Genomic DNA, 17,004 nt, shown 5'->3' on the forward strand with positions numbered 1-17,004 from the left:
TGGCCAAGGAGAACCGGGCCAGCCGCGACTGACCAATGCCGGGGGGTTAATTTTCCCGGAACCGCGCGGGGTCACTATCGCGCGTCCGTTGACAGTGGAGAGTCACCCAGAGGGACGGACGCTCCCAAGCGATGCGGCCTCCAGGGTCGTGACTCGTTGGGGTGCGGTCCGTGCCGCAGCGCTCCCAGTACGGCCGTCGTTGGCGAGGATCAAGGAAGCGAGAGATCAATGGACTTGAGTAGGGCCGAGTGGCGGAAGTCCAGCCACTCAGGCGGGGATGGCGGACAGTGTGTCGAGGTGGCCACGAACCTCCCCGGCGTTGTTGCAGTGCGTGACTCCAAGGACCCGAACGGCCCTGTCTTGTCGTTCACCACAAACGAGTGGAGAGCGTTCCTGAAGAACGCGAAGGGCGGCATGCTCGGCATCTGACCCCGCACGCTGAGGCCCTCACCGCCCTGGTGGGGGCCTCCTGTCCGCGTACGACCTCGCATGTAGGTCGGGTCGGCGTGATCAGTCTGGCCGCGCGGCGGCACATGCTAGTTCCGGCCGCGCTCGCGTCGCCGTCGGCGTGTTCTACCCGCGGCCCGTCAGAGTGCTACATCCCCCACCATGACCAGCCCCAGTGGGGCCGGCTCAAAGTGCTGCGGTGGGTCCATTTCAGAGTGGCACGGCTACACGGGGCGTTGGGCGCCTCGGCTTCCGGGAAGCTGCCTCCACTTGCCTACCTTCGTACCGATCTCGCTAGCCGGTCCTACCACGCCCTCTCCGAACATGGGTTAGGAATCGGCGATACCCCAACCCCGGTACCAGTCAACTCTGCCCCTCCGCTGGATAGCCCCACGCCGCTCCCGTTAGGGTGATGCGAATGAACGTCCCATCGGCTGACCTCGGCATACCCCGTAGCTCTGCCTACTCGGCCAGATCAGACGGGAACCTCGATCATGGAGAGGTGTTCACTCGGCGCTGGGTCGTAGAGATGATCCTCGATCTTGTCGGTTACACCAATGACCGCGATCTGGCACAGCTGCGGCTAGTGGAGCCGGCCTGTGGCGCTGGCGCGTTTCTCGCCGTGATCGCACAGCGGGTCAGTGACGCCTGCCGTAAACATGATCGATCGATTGCTGATGCCGCCGATGCCGTCCGCGCCTTCGATCTGCTGCCTCGTAACGTCACCCATGCTCGTGCGGTCGTACGCGATCTCCTTGTGGCACAAGGATGGGCTGGCACGGCGGCCGAGCATATAGCCACGACCTGGGTGCAGCAGGGCGACTACCTACTCCGCACAAGTGACGACGACGTAGATGTCATTGTGGGAAACCCTCCCTATATCCGCATTGAGGATGTGCCCGAAGAACGGATGGCACGGTATCGATCGCTATGGTCCTGCATGACCGGCCGTGCCGACATCTACGTAGGCTTCTTCGAAGCTGCTCTTCGTTCGCTTGCTCCTGGCGGCGTGCTCGGTTTCATCTGCGCTGACCGGTGGATGCGCAACCAGTACGGCGGTGCTCTGCGGGAGCTGATCAGCACATCCTTCGCGGTGGATGCCTGCATCATCATGCACGATGTGGACGCCTTTGATGAGCAGGTGGCCGCCTATCCGGCAATCACCGTGCTCCGCCGCGCCGCGCAGGGCGAGGCCGTGGTCGCCGACACAACCAAAGGTTTCGGCCCATCCGCCGCCACGCAACTCACCAACTGGGCCCGTGCTCCCCACCAGCCAGAGCCGGTCGACACTGAGTCCTATCAGATCGCGCGCCTGCCCCACTGGTTCACCGGTACCGACTCCTGGCCTCTAGGATCACCGGCCCGGCTAGCAGTACTGGAAGACCTCGCCGATCGCTTCCCGGCCCTGGGCGATGAACAGGCAGGGGTACGCGTGGGCATCGGTATTGCCACCGGCGCCGATAAGGTCTTCATCACGACGGATGATCAGCTCGTCGAGGGCGACCGGCTTCTCCCATTGGTGATGGTCCGCGACACCACCACCGGCTTCCTGCAGTGGGGCAAGCGCTACCTCGTCAACCCCTGGGATGAGCACGGCCAACTGGTCGACCTGGATGACTACCCCCGACTGAAGCGCTACTTTCATCAGCACCACCAGGCCCTATCAGGCCGCTATATCGCCCGTCGGAACCCCGCCGTCTGGTACAAGACCATCGATAAAGTCGAAGCCGCGCTCACCGCCCGGCCCAAGCTGTTGTTTCCGGATATGAAACTCACCAGTCATCCGGTGCTCGACGAAGGCGGCCACTATCCCCACCACAACCTGTACTTCATCACCTCTGACGTATGGGACCTGGAAGTCTTGGGAGGGCTGCTGCTATCCAAGGTCGCCGAAGGCTTCATCGAGGCTTACGCGGTGAAGATGCGTGGTAAAACGCTGCGCTTCCAGGCCCAGTACCTTAGGCGTATCCGTGTGCCCAGCCCTGAGACAATCTCCTCCCACCATCAGCAAGCGCTCATCTCGGCTTTCCGTGCTCGTGATGTTGACGCCGCCACCGCCGCCGCGTTAGAGATATATGGCTTGAGTGAATGGCCGGGCTGAGGCGACCAGGAGGATACGCAGGTGGCGGTGACGCGGGCCGATTTCGAAGCCGCTATGCTCGCCTACTGGGGGGCTAAGGAGCTGCAGTTGCAGTCCTCGGCGATCGCTGAGGCAGTCGGGGCCGGCACGGCGGGATCGGTACGGGGCGGCAAGCACTTCGATGCGATCGCCGCCCTGCTCGCGAAGTTCTTCGTCGAGGCGGGTTACCCGCCCGCCGCCATCAGGATCAAGAAGAGCGACCGGCTTGAACTGCCAGGCTACTACCGGCCATCCAAGCAGTGGGATGTCGTCGTCGTGCACGATAACACCCTGGTCGCGGCCTTCGAGCTCAAGGCCCTCGGCGGCCCATCCTTCGGTAACAACTACAACAACCGTGTCGAGGAAGCCCTCGGCAGCGCCATTGATCTGCGCCGCGCCGAACTCGCGGACATCTTCCCCGGCGAGAAACCCTGGCTGGGCTACTTCTTCATCATGCAAGATGCCGAAGGGTCACGCAGACCGGTGGCTCCCCAGGTCGGTGCTTTCGACGTCGACCCGATTTGGAAGAAAAATCAGTCCTACCAAGAGCGCTTCGCGGTTTTTTGCCAGCGTCTGCTGGACGAGCGGCTCTACGATGCAATCTGTTACCTCACCTCCTCGGCAGAGGATCCTGCCCATCCCGGTGAGCCTGTCGATGAGCTGAACTGGCAACACTTCGCCGCCCATATCAACGCCCGGATCCGCTACCTGCACGACGTGGGTATCCCTCGCTAGCCGGACCTTAGGCTGATCTGGGATCGCTTCGACAGCAGTTCGCGGCCATGTCGTCGGGGAAACCGATCCGCGTGGCTGGTAAGCGGGCCTTCCTGGACTGGCGCGGGGCCTCGATCGCCGGGCCGGTACAGCCGGCCTTCGGCGTGAAGCCGTCGGCGACATTCGTCGGCAGGCGAAACCAAGCTGACCGTGCCGTCGATCTACGGGATCCCCAAGGCGGGCAACGGCAAGTCCGCCTACGAGTTGTGGCCGGCCGCAGGCAACACCGGCACCGAGGCCGACTTCCTGGACTCGCTGAAGGCCCGCCGGAACCTGCCCGCCCGGTTCGCGATGACGTTCGAGGGCGTCACCGTACGATGAGCGAGGTGTTGGTAATGGTGGTCACGAGCCGGCCGCCGGGGTTGAGCGCGGCCGGCCAGGAGCCGGGGATGGGCCGCACCGACACCACCGCCACGATGCGATCGAAGCTCCCCGGGATCGGCCCGGTGGCGTCCACGGTCGCGACGTGCGGGTGCAGCCCGAGCTCGCCCAGCCGCCGCGCGGCGGTCGTGGTGAGGTAGTCGTCCACGTCGACGCTGTTCACCCGCGCGTCGCCGAGCAGGTGACAGAGCAGGGCCGCCGTACCCCGAGCCGGTCCCGACATCCAGCACGGCGTCCTCCGGCCCGATGCGGGCGTGCCGGTACATTTTCAGCACCAGGCCTGGCAGCGTGCCGAAGGGGTGGGCCAGGGGCTGCATCGCCGGGAAGAGAGTGCTGCTCGGATGTCCTATTTCTTCTTGCCGCCGCGCTTATCCGGATTTTTACCTTGCTGCTCGCTCTGCGTAGTGGCCGGAGGCTTGAATTCGCTAACCGGAGTCACTTGCATTATCGCAGCGCAGTTCTGAAAAAGGCAGTACTGCACCATGTTATCGCCTACCCGTTGTATTGGGCCTGGTCTATGCGCACCCCTACACGTCATGAGTCTTCCTTGTGCGAGAGAAGAATTTAGCGTGTGGTTTTCAGTGGCGTTTGGGCTGGCCGCCTGTGCCGAGGTGGCGAGTGCGGGCTGATCCCGGCGGCCTCGCGGCCGAAATCCTCCAGCGCTGATCGATCGGCAGGGAGCCCGGGATGACCGCCTGGCGAGGATGCACGGGCGGGCTGCGGGCCCGCTCCTCCAGGATTGCCTGCCGCCGCACCCGCTCGGGCATTCTGTCTCCTTCCGTTCAGTGGAACTCACCGAGCAGGTGCCAGTCGATGTTTTTGGGATGGAGATCCAGTTCCAGGACGATTCCGTAGTGGTCCGAGTGGCACTTCGGATCGATCCGGTTGTAACTCTTGAGGGCGCGCCGGAGCGCCAATACCGCCTCGAACCGGTCGACGCGCATCTGCCCGTACACGCCTGTGGGGGCACGTAGCTCCGGTCGGCCGTCGCGGTCGGCGATGAATGCGGCGGCGTCGACCATCTCGCCGGCCAGAAGCTGTTCTGCGACCCGTGTGTTGGGCCGCCAGGGGCCCTCCCACGGGCACAGGGGGTCCTCCGGGACGCCGCGGATCATCCGAAGGTGCGGCTGCAGGGCGGCGAAATCGGGGGGCGGGTCGTCCAAAGGGGGATGATTGAAGTCACCCGCGATGAGACCCAGCCCGCCATGGCGACGGGCCCGCGTCACCAGTGGCTGCACGTCGATGAGACCCTGCTGGACGCTGTATGGGCTCACGTGAGCCGATATAACGACTAAGGGGGCGGGTAGGTCGGCGACGGCGAAGCGCCCGGCGCTATACCCGCGGGAGACCTCTTTCACACGGCCGGCGTCGAAGCCCTCCAGGGAGAGCCCAGGCTTTGGCCGGTAGGCGATGGCCGTGTTGGCGGTTCGGCCCACGCGGACCTCCATGCCGAGGTCCTCGGCGGCTTGCTTCGCCAGCGCGTAGCCGTTGTGGTCCCACCGGTGGGTTTCCTGCAGGCACAGGATGTCCGGCTTCTCCTGGGTGATGAGACGCACCAGTCCTGGCCAGCGGCCTTCTGGGATAGCGAATTTCTGAATGTTCCAGCTCATGATGCGAACCAGAGGCCCCTGCTCTGAGGGCTGATTGCTGTCTTCGCTGGATTGCGACACTGCGATGGGCACGCTGACCCCCTTACACGTCACAGGGAGCAAAGCTCCTGGAAGGTGTAAAAGATGACGAAAGCGGCGAAAGCGATGATGAGCAGGATCACTACGACGTGCACAGCGCTGCGGAGGCGGGAGGAGCGGGGGTCGTCATGCCTGCCCATGGCCACCTCCGAGGGCCCGGCAGTACCAGGCGCGCATCCGGAAGGGGGGATGCATGGGCAAGATCCGCATGGGCAGCGCGAGCAGGCGGGCCCATGCAGACATCGCGGACCGCAGGCGTCGCGCCTGGTCGATCCGTCGGTTCCAGTAGGCTCGGGCCCCAGCCCCGTGGCGTCTAGCGGCACGGATGTCGCAGCCGATTTCATTGATCGCGTACCAGAGGCTGCAGAAACAGCGCCAGGCCACGAACCCGGTGATCAGTGCCAGGCCATCGGCGTGGAGACCGATCACCGCGAACCCCAGGGAGTTCGCTGCCGCCCATCCGTTCTGGGACAGCCGATGCGGGCGGCCGACCAGGTGGCCGACCTCGTGTGCGAGCACGAAGCGCAGCTCCGCAGGAGCGTCGAGGCGATCCCCGACGGCGAGGATCGCGTAATCCTTGCCGAACGGAGCTACCGCAGCTCTGACCCGCCCTTCGCACACACACTGCCGGGTGCGGCCGCAGGTGCACGTGATGCGGTACAGGTCGACCGCATACCCGTGCGCCTTGCACTCGGCGACGGCCTCTTCCAGGATCTCCATCGCCGTGGAAGGCGTCTCCGCCTGGAGCCGTTGGGCATATGTCGTCACGCTGGCGGGGTCGAAGCCGGGCCGCCCCCTTCTCCTGGTCACGAGGTAGCCCGTGATCAGGACGCCGGTGCCGATCAGAGACCCGTACGGCAGGCCGCCCAGCAGCAGGCCTACCACGGCGCCCACCGCGGTCATCAGCGCGGGCAGCAGGTAAAGCCCGGCGTACCGCCGCGGCAGTGTGTCCTGGAAGACGCGTCGCCCGAACTCTTCGAACGTTACAGTTGAGCGTTTTCTTGAAGCAGTACTCGGGGGCATGATCCTCGTTGTTTTATTGGTCTAAGCGATCCCGCCCCCGAGGCGGGACCGTAACCGGGGTGATCTCCGTGCCGGACGGCACGGGCAGGGTGCTGCTAGCGGGTGACGACCTGCGTATCGAGCCGGCGCCGCCGCGCCATGTTCCGGGCGAGGTCGGCTCTGGTGAAGACCATCAGGACCATGTCCAGAGGGAGTGTGGCCCTTCTGATGAACTGAAACCCAGCGGACTTTGCGAGCGCGCGGTATTCCTCCTCGGTCCGCTCACGTCCCCCGGCGAGGCCCAGCATCACCAGATCGAGGTCCAGCGCCAGGCCCATCTGCCTGTCCTGCTCGGGCAGCGGGGTCTCGATCACCCACAACTCCGAGTGGTTGGGCATTACATGGGCGATGTTCCGCATCAGGTCCAGAACGCGGTCTCTCGGATGGTTGTGGATCACCCTGGACAGCAGGTAGGCGTCCGCTCCCGCGGGAAGTGGGCTGGAGAAGATGTCTGCCGCTCTGGCCTGGACGCGAGTCGCGAGATTCTCGGTCGCGAACAGTCGGGCAGCGCGGCCCGCGCTTTCCGGCAGGTCCACGAGGACGCCCTTCACATGCGGGTTGGCGTGCGTGATGGCGCGCAGCATGGTGCCGGTGCCACCGGCCACGTCGACGATGGTCTTGATGGCTCCTCGGGTGAGCTCCGGCTGACTCGCCAGGGCGCTGCCGACCTGTCGGGCACCGGACTCCATCGCTGCGTCGAACAGGGCCCGAAGCTCAGGCTCCTGCTGTAGGAGTCCGTAGATGCCGCCGTGTTCCAGCACCATCGGCGCCGCGCCGCGCCGCACGGTGGTGGACAGGTCCGCCAAGGCGTCACGCCAGGGCTTCAGCCCGCGCATGATGACCATGGGCCACTGCGAGTCGGGGTGATGAGTTATGAGAAGCTCACCGACCAGCGTGAGCTCGTACATGTCGCCATCGGTGATGACACCGTCCACCTGCACCCGGCGCAGCACACCGAGGCCGGCGAGGTACCTCATGATCCGTCCCAGAGGCGAGGCACTCACTCCGAGATCGTGGGACAGGTCCGCTGCCGTCCTCGGCCCGGGCACCATGTAGTCGGCGACCTTCAGCGCCGCGAAGGTGTAGAGCGCCTCGAAAGCGCTCACGCCGCCGATGATCTGGCGCACGGCCTTGGCCGCCTGATCGGTACTTGTCATGCCACCCTCCCGGACGCGGCGCGTCCCATCGCGCGCATGCCGACCTTGATCGGCTCACCGCTGACCGGGGTTGCCGGCTCGCATACGCCGCCACCCGAGGCGAGGGCGGATGGCGGCGATGTGCGCGCCGTTGTGAATAGCGCCGATACTGCCGTAAGCAGCATCGCCACTACAGTACGTAACCACATGTGATGTGTTGCCTCCATCGCTATTGATGACGGGGGTGCGCGCCCCGAAAAGGGGCGGCGACGTGGAGGGGAGGAGGGTTCGAACCTCCGAAGGCGCCTTTCGCAGGCTGTAACGCGTAACAGCCCTTTTCGTCGATATTGCGGAAGGTCGCCGCCTTCCGGCATCGCATGCGAGGTTTCGCTACTCGGCCCTGCATCCGCGCATGGCGGATCGCCCTTTCTTCCGCTTATTTCCCCTCCGGGTGCCCCTGGCCGCTGTTACGGGGTGTGGGGTGGCGAGCCAGGGGCGTTCCCGGCGGTGGCTACCGGGACACCCGGCCCAGGTGCTCGCTTGAGCGTCACGCCTGGGCGGGAATTTCCATACCGATCAGTGTCGTCTTGGGTCCCTGGAAGCGGTGCCGGCCCGACTCGACCTGAGCGACGAACCGATCCCAGGCGTGGACGGTGGTGATCACCACGCTTCCGCGCCCGAAAATCGGCGCTGAATGCACCTTTCCCTCCAGGTAGACGGCAGCCACCTCGCCCCGCGTCTGCGGGGTGAAGGCGCCGCGCCTGATGTCGTCGAGAAAGGCGTTCCACTCGGGCATGGCGACCTTCACATGCCCGAGATGGGCAATGGTTGCGCTGTCCCGGAGCCGGACGTGGTTCCGGTGCTCATCAAGCTCGATGTGGATCATCGGCTCAGCCCGTGCGGCCGACGACGCACAGCAGCGGCAGCCGCGCCAGCGGGCCCTCGTCAAGGACGCTGCCCACGTCGAACTCGTCGAGCTCCAGCCAGGCACGGACGTGATCGACACCCGGCGGGACGAGTTCCAGCCCCTCGAACAGGTCGGCGATCTCGGCCGCGGTGCGGGCCCGGACCGGTGTGACGGTCTCGGAGTACACATCCTGCGCGCCTTGGACATCGTGGCCCGCGATCGCGGCGAAGTGCGACATCACGATATGGCTCCCGGCGGGGAGCTGTCTGCGCAGGATCTGGACGATCTCCCTGGCGACGCCCTGCCGCGCTACGAAGTGCATGACGGCGATCAGGAGCACCGCGATGGGCTGGGTGAAATCGAGGTGGTCACGCACATCCGGGTTTTCCAAGATTCCCCAGGGATCGCACAGGTCACCCTTCACGACGAGGGTTCCGGGATCCCCCTCCAGGAGGGCTCGGCCATGGACCAGTACCACCGGATCGTTGTCGACGTACACGACTCGCGCATCGGGGGCGACGCGCTGGGCGACCTGGTGGGTGTTGTCCACGGTCGGCAGGCCGGCGCCGATGTCGAGGAACTGACGGATCCCGGCCTGGGCGGCGAGGTGGCGGACCATCAGCCGAAGGAAGCTGCGGTTGATCACCGCGCCGAACTTCGCGTCCGGGAGCTGCTGCAGGAGTCGCTCGGCCGCATCCCGGTCTGTCTGAAGGTTGTCCTTTCCGCCCAAGAAGTCACGCAACTTGGGGCTAGGTACGGCCTCCCTGGCCAAGGGGTCGATGTGCGGCCTGAGCTGGGAAGATGCGATTTGTGAGGTTGGGGGTTGTCTCACTGGTACTCACCGAATCTCACTGTGGATCACGGTTCGCGGGCCATGCACGGGCCGGATTGGCGGCCTGAACTGGGAGGTTGGCGGGGGTGCGGCACGCATGCGGCGGTGCCCGCCTGTCATCCCGTCCGCCGTCGCCCACCTGGAAGGGAGCGGGCCACGGGCAGGGGGGCAAGGTGGAGCCCCCGACTGGAGGAACGACCTTGCCCCCCTGCCCGTGGTCTGCTCGGCTCGTCCTGGGCGACGGCGGGCGGGATGACAGGCCGAGCCTGGCCACAACGGATCTCGGGCGTGTCCCGGCGATCCCGGAGCCGGAGCCCCCGCCGGAGGCGTGGCTGACTCGGCGTCAGGGCCACGGTCCTATATCCCTGCGGCGGGGTATGCCGGGCAGGGGCCGGACACCCATCCCGGCTCTCCGATGATGACGACCTCCCGTTTGGAGGTCAGGGCGCGCTCGATCACGTCGAACACGTAGTTGATCTCGAAGACGCTGCCCCGCTCGGTGATCTCGCCGTCCCTGCGGAGCGCGGCCTGATCACCGCAGCGAAGCTCCTCCAGCGTGATCCCCTGGACGTTGAGCGTCCGCTCTACTCGCCACTGGTTGGTTTCCATGCCCCCCAGGAAACACGGATGATCGTGATTGGGGAGTAGCCACCGGGGGTGGCCGCCGGGGGACGATCAGGCATCAACGGGCACAATGTAGACGTTCGCGAACCATGTTCCGACATGGGCCGCGTGCAGGTGACCCGATATGCCCTTGTCGCCCTCGACGGCCATGACGGCGTGAACATGCGGGTTGCCGTTAACGATCTCACCGGTTCCGGTCATCTCCGCCGGAAGGTCGTAGTCGGTGACGATGTCCTTGGTCGCGTCATCAGCGGGCATCGTCGAGATGCGGAACGAATCGACGGCACCGATCAGTGAGACGATCGCCCCGCTGGCGATGCCGAGTTCGGCAACGCGCGTCTTGAGCGTCTCGATCAGCTCACCGTTCTTGATCTCGATCAGATACACGGGTCTACTCCGTTCAGGATCATGCCGATGGTCCGGATGTTCTCCGGAATGGGCTCAGATCGTAGAGCAGCGCGAAGCGCCGATGTGACCACCGGGCTGTCTGTGTTCCGCAGCAACATCGCCGAGCACCATCGCGCCCCCGCGTCCCGTGTGTTGTACAGCTCTTTGAGCAGCGCACGAGGGTCGGTACCCACTCGGTTTTCGACCGCTCGCAAGTAGAGGTCACGGATCTCTGCGTCTCGCCGTAGCGCATGGGCCGCCGAGTCGATCAGGTCGAGCTTGGCCGTCTTCGCCACGATGCCGCAGGCGTTGACCCTAAGTACGGCCGGACCTTCGTCAAGCCAGTGGGCCAACCGGCGTACGGTGGTGACGTCCTGTGACGCCAGGTGCGAGATGAGTAGGTCCGTCTCGTGGGATGTCTGTACGTTGGCCAGTGGGCTGGGGTCTCCGCCCGCGATCGATGACACGATCTCGACTGCCGTGTCCTTTGTAATGTCCGACATCAGCGGGCTTACCGCAGACAGAGCGGTACTGACGACGAACGTTCGCCGCTTCACTTCCCCGATCTCCAACACGCTCAAGGGAACGTCCAGAGCCGCCGCAAGATGCGGAAGCCAGAACGTTGGAGTCCGCTTCCCGTTCTCCCATCGGGAAACCATCTCACGCGTGACGGTAGATCGTCCCGATACATCACATAGGAGACGGGCAAGTTCGGATTGCGATAATCCGGCTACTTCGCGAAGTTCCTTGAGCAGGGGGCCGATGGACACGTCAGGATCGTACGTGCGGTGGCTCCCATGTGGCGAGGGTTTACCGGGCTCAGAGCGCGTATTGCCGCTGGTACCAGTGGGGCATCGGGCTGGCGGAGGTTCGGGCAGGTTGGGGATGGGATGTGGAGCGGCCGGCGGAGTGCCCGGAGGGCACCCGTAGGGCGAGCGAAGCGAGTTCGGCCGGCGGCGGAGCGGTGCGGTACGGGTGAGGTGCCGGTGTTCCGGGCGCGGTATATGAAGAACGTGTGTGTGCACGCTTCCGCAGGAACCTGAGCGGGAGAGTTCCGGCGCGTGGTCCTGCGGTGGAAGGGGTGGGCGGACGGTTGGTGTGTCGGTGATCCCCCCGGGTATCGCCGTGTGTCCAGCCGTCGCGCCGTGATGATCGGGAGTGTGGTGATGCGATCTCGATCACCACGCAGAGCATAGCATTACGGTGTGTCGCCGATGCCCCGCTTTAAGTGATTATCTGGTCGGGTTTCGTCGTGTGTGCGGGCGGGGCCGCTCTGGAGCGGCGGGCGGCGGGCGAGCACGGCCCCCCAGGGCCGCGCGCAGGCCCGCCTGGCCCGGGAGCGGAGGCGCGGCGGCTCCGCCCGTGGCGCGCGGAGCGCGCCCTTGAACCAGTAAAGAACCTTTGAGCCAGCTATAGGGCGAGGATGACCGGGCCGTCTGGGTCGATGGTGGGCCATCGGCCGGTCTGCTGGCGGTGCTCGTCGATGTCGATGTTCTGGTCGAGCAGGTATTCGGCGTATTCGGCGGAGTGCTCGGGGTCGTCGTCGTGGATGTGGGCGGTCTCGAACTCTTCGGCGGGGGCTTTGACTTCGGTGACTTCGATGGGCTGGCCGTCGCGGTTGGTCATGGTGCGGCGGATGAGCAGGATGGGCGCTCCGACTTCCAGGTGCAGGCGTAGGCGTTCGGTTTCGTAGGGCATGCGGGCGGTGACGGTGGTTCGCCAGATGATCGGGGTGCGGCCGGAGTCGGCTTGAATGGCCTTGTAGAAGGCGTGCGGGGTGGTCTGGTATTCGGTGGCGCGGTTCGGCCAGTCGGGGATGAGGTCGGCGTTGGTGTAGGAGTTGACCTCGATGTAGCGCTGTTTGGTGTGTTTCCACAGGCTGTAGCGGTGGAAGACGCGGTGTCCGATTCGGGTGTACAGCAGGCCCGCGATGTCGCGGTTGGCGGGGATGAAGGTCTGTCGGCCGTAGACCTCGGGGTCGTCGTCGGTGGCTTCGTCGGGGATGGGCGCGCGCTGCCATCCCCATGTTTTGGCGGTGTCGGTGAATGTGGGGCTGGCCAGGTCGGGGGCGGGTCGTGCGCCAAGCAGGATGGTGAAGCGGTCGGGGATGGGGCGGACGAAGGTTCCCCGTCCGCGTACGACGCTGACCAGCCCTTCGAGGACCAGAGTCTTCAGGGCGTCGCGGACGGTGGGGCGGGAGACGCTGTAACGCTTGGCGAGATCGTTCTCGCTCGGCAGAGGGCTGCCGGGGGTGTGGTGGCCGTCAAGGATGTCGGCGCGTAGGGCTGAGGCGATCACCTGCCAGAGCGGGGGGTCGTCGGGGTTGTGCGTCGGGCCGGTGGTGTGGGCCGGTTCGGGATTCATACCTACTCCGCATGTCTGGGGTGCCGGATCGTCTCGTCCCTCCACTTGTACTACATGTCGCGCTACACTAACAAGCAGGACGACATGTCCTACAGGTCGGATGACAGGTCGGGTGAAGTGGAGGTGATGCCCCTGTGAGCACGGGGGCAAAGGACGGGGCGGGCGACGGCGAGGCGCATCGGCACGGCTGGATGATCGATCCGGTCATTGCCGGGGAGCTGGCGGATGTGGCGCGGGTGATGGCCGATCCGGGTTATGTCCGGTGGCGGTCGATGGTGGCGGCGACGGGCGGGTGCGCGCACCCGGTGCACCTGTCGGGACGGTCGATGATCGTGGACACCACGACGGGCGAGGTGCTGCACGAGTACCGGACGGCGGATGAGCCCTCGGGGCGGCTGCTGGTGGCGTGCGGCAACCGGCGTTCTGCGGTGTGTCCGGCGTGTTCGCGGGTGTATCAGGGCGACACCTTCCAGTTGATCCGTGCGGGGTTGTCGGGTGGGAAGGGTGTTCCGGAGTCGGTGAGCGGGCGGCCTCGGGTGTTCGTGACGCTGACCGCGCCGTCGTTCGGGCCGGTCCACACCCGGACCGAGAGCCCTGATCCGTCCGGGGAGAGGGTGATCGTGCGGGCGTGTCGTCCGCGCCGGTCGGGCGGGGTGTGTGAGCACGGGCGACCGGTCGGCTGCCCGGTGCGGCATGAGGCGGGGGATGCGCGGCTGGGGCAGCCGATCTGTCCGGAGTGTTACGACTACGTCGGGGCGGTGCTGTGGCAGGCGCACGCGGGCGCGCTGTGGCACCGGTTCACGTTGGGGGTGCGGCGGGAGCTGGCGCGGCTGGCGGGGATGAGCCGTCACGCCTTCGGCAAGCGGGTGCGGGTGTCGTTCGCGAAGGTGGCGGAGTATCAGCGTCGGGGGCTGGTGCACTTTCACGCGATCATCCGCTTGGACGGCCCGAAGGGAGCCGGGCAAGATCCGCCTTCCTGGGCGCATCATGGGCTGCTGGCGGCGGCGATCCCGGCGGCGGTGCGGGCGGTGGAGATGACCTCTGCGGTGAGTGCGCTGGGCCGGTGGCGGCTGGCCTGGGGCGATCAGCTTGATATCCGCCCGATCATCCTGCCTGACGGCCTGGAGGGGCTGAGCGAACGGGCGGTCGCCTCCTACATCGCCAAGTACGCCAGCAAGGGGGCCGAAGCCTCCGGCACCGTGCAACACCGCATCTCGTGCGCGGCCTGCAAGGGGCGCGGCGTACACGCCGAATCTCTCGCGGCGTGCTCGCGCTGCCGGGGCACGGGGCTCAAGCCGGGGTTGCACCTGGAGGAGTTGCCGGTGACCGAGCACGCGCGGCGGATGATCCGCACGTGTTGGGAGCTGGGGGGCCGGGTGGAGTTCGCGCATCTGCGGCTGCGGCCGTGGGCTCACATGCTGGGCTTTCGGGGGCATTTCTCGACCAAGTCACGGCGGTACTCGGTGACGCTGGGCGAGTTGCGCAAGGCGCGGGCCGAGTATCGCGCCGACCAGGCCCGGCAGCGTCATGGGCTTCCGGCGGTGGATGACGTGACGACGCTGGTTGTGGGTCATTGGCGGTTCGCCGGGACGGGGTACACGGCCGGTGAGGCGATCTTGGCCGGGCACATCCGGGAGAGGATCGCGCAGGCCCGGGTGATCGCGTGGAAGCAGGCCGACCACGACGGGCACGGCAAGGACACCGGCGGTGATGAGGGGGCGGGCCGCTGATGTCGGCCGGTGTCGTCCCTGGTCAGGGCGATGATCGGGGCAGTGCTCCCGGTGACGGGTGCTTAGTCTGCGGGTCGGGCCGGACGGTGCTGGGTGAGGGTCGCCGCAGAACAAGGCGTGCCGAAGGCTCCGACTGCATTGCGTGTTGCCCGCTGGGCTCCGGCACGGGCGGACGGGAGGCGAGCCACGACGGACCCCCGGGCGGGTGGGCGGGCTCGCCGCCGTTGACACAGGGTAACTGTGATCATTCGAAGAGTGGGAAGGGGGACAGGCCGGGGCCTGGGCCGTCGGTGGCTGGCCCGCTGGGCGCGGACCGTGGATGCGCCTTCCCGGGAAAATCGGCCGAAAGCGCAGGAATGCGCGATTCTAATCATCGGGAAGGGCCACTTTCCCAATCGAGGAACGGCGATCAGAGTGAGGATAATTCCGCGGGGGCCGCAACGGGGCATGCGACCGCTGGCCCGTGGATGGCCCGTGAGAATCGGACGACAGAAAGGCTGCCATTGGCGGATAGAGAATTCCTGACCATCGATGAAGCGCGGGCTGTCCTGCGGGTTCCTCGCTCGACTTTCTACCGCTGGCTTTCTACCGGAAGGGGGCCAAAAACAGTCAGAATGCCGAACGGTAAACGTAGAATAAAGCGAGAGGAATGGATAAAATGGTTGCAGGATCGCGAAACCGATTAAGGGGGTCGCATTAATGGCGGCAAGCCTGGACCTGCAATTCTGGGCCATTCGTAAGCGGGCGGGCCGGAAAAAGCCCTGGGAACTGCGCTGGCGCGTCGGCACGAAACAGCATTCTAGGTCGTTCCTCACCAAAGCCCTAGCCCAAACCCATCAAGCCAAGCTCACCAAAGCGGCAAAGGAGGTCGGGGAAGAGTGGGACCCCACCACCGGAGAGCCGGTGAGCTGGGGCCGCGCCCACCGCTCCTGGTTCGATCACGCGGTGGAACTGGTCACCACCGAATGGGACCAGGCCAGCGCCAACTACCGCAAAATCCTCGCGGGCATGCTCACCGACGTCACGATGACCATGGTCGAAGACTCCGCGCGGGCCCGCCGCACCCGTCCAGACGACAAGATCCTCCGCAAGGCACTCAACCTGTGGGCCTTCCGCCCCGGACGCGCCGACAACGAACCGGTCCCCGAACCGATCGCCCAAGCCCTCACCTGGGCGGCGGCACACACCCGCCCCGTAGCCGACCTCGCCGACGACGAACACCTACGCGCCGTGCTGGCCCGCCTCGGCAAACTGCAAAACGGCAAGCAAGCCTCGGCGGGCACCCTCACCAGCCGCCGCGCCGCGCTCTACCGGGCGCTGGATCTGGCCGTACAACGCAAACTGATCAGAACCAACCCCCTACCGGCGATCAAGACCAAACGCCGCGTCCGCGATGAGGCCCTGTCCCCGGTCGTGGTCCCCACCCTCGACCAGGCCCGGCGGCTGCTCGCCGCGCTCCCCGCGCTCACCAACCGCAAACCCGCCTGCGAAGATCGCGGCAAGCGGCTGCATGCCTTCTTCGCCATCATGTACTACGCGGGCCTGCGACCCTCGGAGGTCACCGCCCTGTGCGCGGCCGACTGCACGTTGCCCCCAACCGGCTGGGGCAAGCTCACCCTGCGCGGGGCCTGCCCCTACGTCGGCGAACTGTGGACCGACGACGGCCAACGCCACGACCCGCGCGGGCTCAAACACCGCGCCGACAACGCCATACGCGTCGTCCCCATCCCCCCGCTGCTGGTCGCCATCATCCGCGACCACATCGACACCCACGGCACCGCCGACGACGGGCGGCTGTTCTGGGTGGAAGGGCCACAGCGCCCACCCCTGCCCCGATACGTCTACGTCGCCACCTGGAACCGCGCCCGCAAGGCGGCGCTGACCCCCCAGGAGTACGCCTCCCCGGTCGCGCGGCGGCCCTATGACCTGCGGCACGCCAACGCGTCCATGCTGCTCGCGGCAGGCGTGGACTCACTACAGGTCGCCCGTCGGCTCGGCCACACCATCCGCGTCCTGCTGACCGTCTACGCACACTGGATCGACACCGGCGAAGACGCCGCCAACACCAAGATCGAAGCGATATTCGACACCCCCACCCTCAAGGCTGTGACCAGCGAAAACGACCCTGCGGGCCACGGGCCACCCACGGGCCAACACCCCCAACACCCCGCAGCATAGCCACAAAACACCAGGTCAACCGCCTAGTCCCCAAGTCGCGCGATTTCTCCGCCCAGCAGGTAGTCGTAGACGCGGGCGACGTTCGGTTTGTTGGGATCGATCGCCGGGGCGGGGACCGCCCCGGCGCGGGGAAAGGCCGCAGCAAGAAAGCTCCGCGACCCGCCATCTTCGACGTTGGTGTGTGGCACAGATCGACCTCCAGGTGGCCAAGGGGGAATTTGCCGAGTTCTTCTGGGCCGGCATGTGGGGTTTCTAGCAGTGGGGCGTTGAAAGTGCGACCGGCCTGCGCACCAAGGGTTCACCCTTGGTTATGTGGCTGACCAGGTCATCTCATTGCCATCCACCCGTCGTCTTCTCTACCGTCAGGTGGGCATC

At 66.1% G+C, this 17,004-nt stretch carries 17 protein-coding genes; 7 read left to right on the forward strand and 10 right to left on the reverse strand.

Annotated features, from left to right (window positions below):
• Positions 1 to 228 precede the first annotated feature (228 nt).
• From AB0K60_RS35375 to AB0K60_RS35390, 4 genes are all read left to right on the forward strand, one after another.
• Positions 229 to 429 carry a DUF397 domain-containing protein gene (locus AB0K60_RS35375; RefSeq protein ID WP_364065435.1) on the forward strand — a complete coding sequence of 67 codons (201 nt, stop codon included), beginning with the start codon at positions 229 to 231 and terminating at the stop codon, positions 427 to 429.
• A gap of 436 nt (positions 430 to 865) precedes the next feature.
• A complete protein-coding gene (locus AB0K60_RS35380) occupies positions 866 to 2,548 on the forward strand; it encodes an Eco57I restriction-modification methylase domain-containing protein (protein WP_364065437.1) in 1,683 nt (560 codons plus the stop codon).
• Between the two features lie 21 nt (positions 2,549 to 2,569).
• Positions 2,570 to 3,301 (forward strand): PaeR7I family type II restriction endonuclease, encoded by a 732-nt coding sequence (locus tag AB0K60_RS35385; RefSeq protein ID WP_364065440.1) that lies wholly within the window; start codon positions 2,570 to 2,572, stop codon positions 3,299 to 3,301.
• Between the two features lie 189 nt (positions 3,302 to 3,490).
• Complete coding sequence (locus AB0K60_RS35390; protein ID WP_364065442.1) at positions 3,491 to 3,661, forward strand: hypothetical protein; 171 nt, start codon at positions 3,491 to 3,493, stop codon at positions 3,659 to 3,661.
• Here the strand turns inward: AB0K60_RS35390 and AB0K60_RS35395 are convergent.
• The 10 genes from AB0K60_RS35395 to AB0K60_RS35440 all read right to left on the reverse strand — a co-directional run bounded on the left by AB0K60_RS35395 (position 3,648) and on the right by AB0K60_RS35440 (position 12,721).
• A complete protein-coding gene (locus AB0K60_RS35395) occupies positions 3,648 to 3,944 on the reverse strand; it encodes a hypothetical protein (RefSeq protein ID WP_364065445.1) in 297 nt (98 codons plus the stop codon). The two genes, AB0K60_RS35390 and AB0K60_RS35395, sit on opposite strands and share 14 nt — an antisense overlap.
• Before the next feature lie 559 nt (positions 3,945 to 4,503).
• Complete coding sequence (locus AB0K60_RS35400) at positions 4,504 to 5,403, reverse strand: endonuclease/exonuclease/phosphatase family protein (protein ID WP_364065448.1); 900 nt, start codon at positions 5,401 to 5,403, stop codon at positions 4,504 to 4,506.
• Between the two features lie 132 nt (positions 5,404 to 5,535).
• Positions 5,536 to 6,432, reverse strand: coding sequence for a M48 family metalloprotease (locus tag AB0K60_RS35405; RefSeq protein WP_364065451.1), 897 nt, complete (start codon positions 6,430 to 6,432; stop codon positions 5,536 to 5,538).
• A 95-nt stretch (positions 6,433 to 6,527) separates the two neighbouring features.
• On the reverse strand, positions 6,528 to 7,628 hold the full coding sequence (locus AB0K60_RS35410) for a methyltransferase (RefSeq protein ID WP_364065454.1): 1,101 nt from the start codon (positions 7,626 to 7,628) through the stop codon (positions 6,528 to 6,530).
• Positions 7,629 to 8,154: 526 nt separating this feature from the next.
• The gene (locus tag AB0K60_RS35415; protein WP_364065457.1) at positions 8,155 to 8,493 is read right to left on the reverse strand and encodes a hypothetical protein; all 339 of its coding nucleotides are present in this window, start codon (positions 8,491 to 8,493) and stop codon (positions 8,155 to 8,157) included.
• 4 nt (positions 8,494 to 8,497) lie between these two features.
• Positions 8,498 to 9,286 (reverse strand): SAM-dependent methyltransferase, encoded by a 789-nt coding sequence (locus AB0K60_RS35420; RefSeq protein WP_364065460.1) that lies wholly within the window; start codon positions 9,284 to 9,286, stop codon positions 8,498 to 8,500.
• 417 nt (positions 9,287 to 9,703) lie between these two features.
• Positions 9,704 to 9,955, reverse strand: coding sequence for a hypothetical protein (locus AB0K60_RS35425; RefSeq protein ID WP_364065463.1), 252 nt, complete (start codon positions 9,953 to 9,955; stop codon positions 9,704 to 9,706).
• Positions 9,956 to 10,021: 66 nt separating this feature from the next.
• Positions 10,022 to 10,357, reverse strand: coding sequence for a DUF296 domain-containing protein (locus tag AB0K60_RS35430; protein ID WP_364065467.1), 336 nt, complete (start codon positions 10,355 to 10,357; stop codon positions 10,022 to 10,024).
• Positions 10,348 to 11,127, reverse strand: a complete 780-nt coding sequence (locus AB0K60_RS35435) for a helix-turn-helix transcriptional regulator (RefSeq protein WP_364065470.1) — start codon at positions 11,125 to 11,127, stop codon at positions 10,348 to 10,350. The genes AB0K60_RS35430 and AB0K60_RS35435 overlap by 10 nt, the downstream gene beginning before the upstream one ends.
• A gap of 640 nt (positions 11,128 to 11,767) precedes the next feature.
• Positions 11,768 to 12,721, reverse strand: a complete 954-nt coding sequence (locus AB0K60_RS35440; RefSeq protein ID WP_364065472.1) for a GntR family transcriptional regulator — start codon at positions 12,719 to 12,721, stop codon at positions 11,768 to 11,770.
• A gap of 134 nt (positions 12,722 to 12,855) precedes the next feature.
• On the opposite strand from AB0K60_RS35440, the gene AB0K60_RS35445 reads away from it, so the two are divergent.
• The 3 genes from AB0K60_RS35445 to AB0K60_RS35455 all read left to right on the forward strand — a co-directional run bounded on the left by AB0K60_RS35445 (position 12,856) and on the right by AB0K60_RS35455 (position 16,629).
• Positions 12,856 to 14,451, forward strand: coding sequence for a replication initiator (locus AB0K60_RS35445; protein WP_364065475.1), 1,596 nt, complete (start codon positions 12,856 to 12,858; stop codon positions 14,449 to 14,451).
• Between the two features lie 467 nt (positions 14,452 to 14,918).
• Positions 14,919 to 15,137 carry a helix-turn-helix domain-containing protein gene (locus AB0K60_RS35450; protein ID WP_364065478.1) on the forward strand — a complete coding sequence of 73 codons (219 nt, stop codon included), beginning with the start codon at positions 14,919 to 14,921 and terminating at the stop codon, positions 15,135 to 15,137.
• Between the two features lie 13 nt (positions 15,138 to 15,150).
• Complete coding sequence (locus AB0K60_RS35455) at positions 15,151 to 16,629, forward strand: tyrosine-type recombinase/integrase (protein ID WP_364065481.1); 1,479 nt, start codon at positions 15,151 to 15,153, stop codon at positions 16,627 to 16,629.
• The last annotated feature ends 375 nt before the right edge of the window (positions 16,630 to 17,004 follow it).

The organism is Thermopolyspora sp. NPDC052614, assembly GCF_040678635.1.
Classification (GTDB): domain Bacteria; phylum Actinomycetota; class Actinomycetes; order Streptosporangiales; family Streptosporangiaceae; genus Thermopolyspora.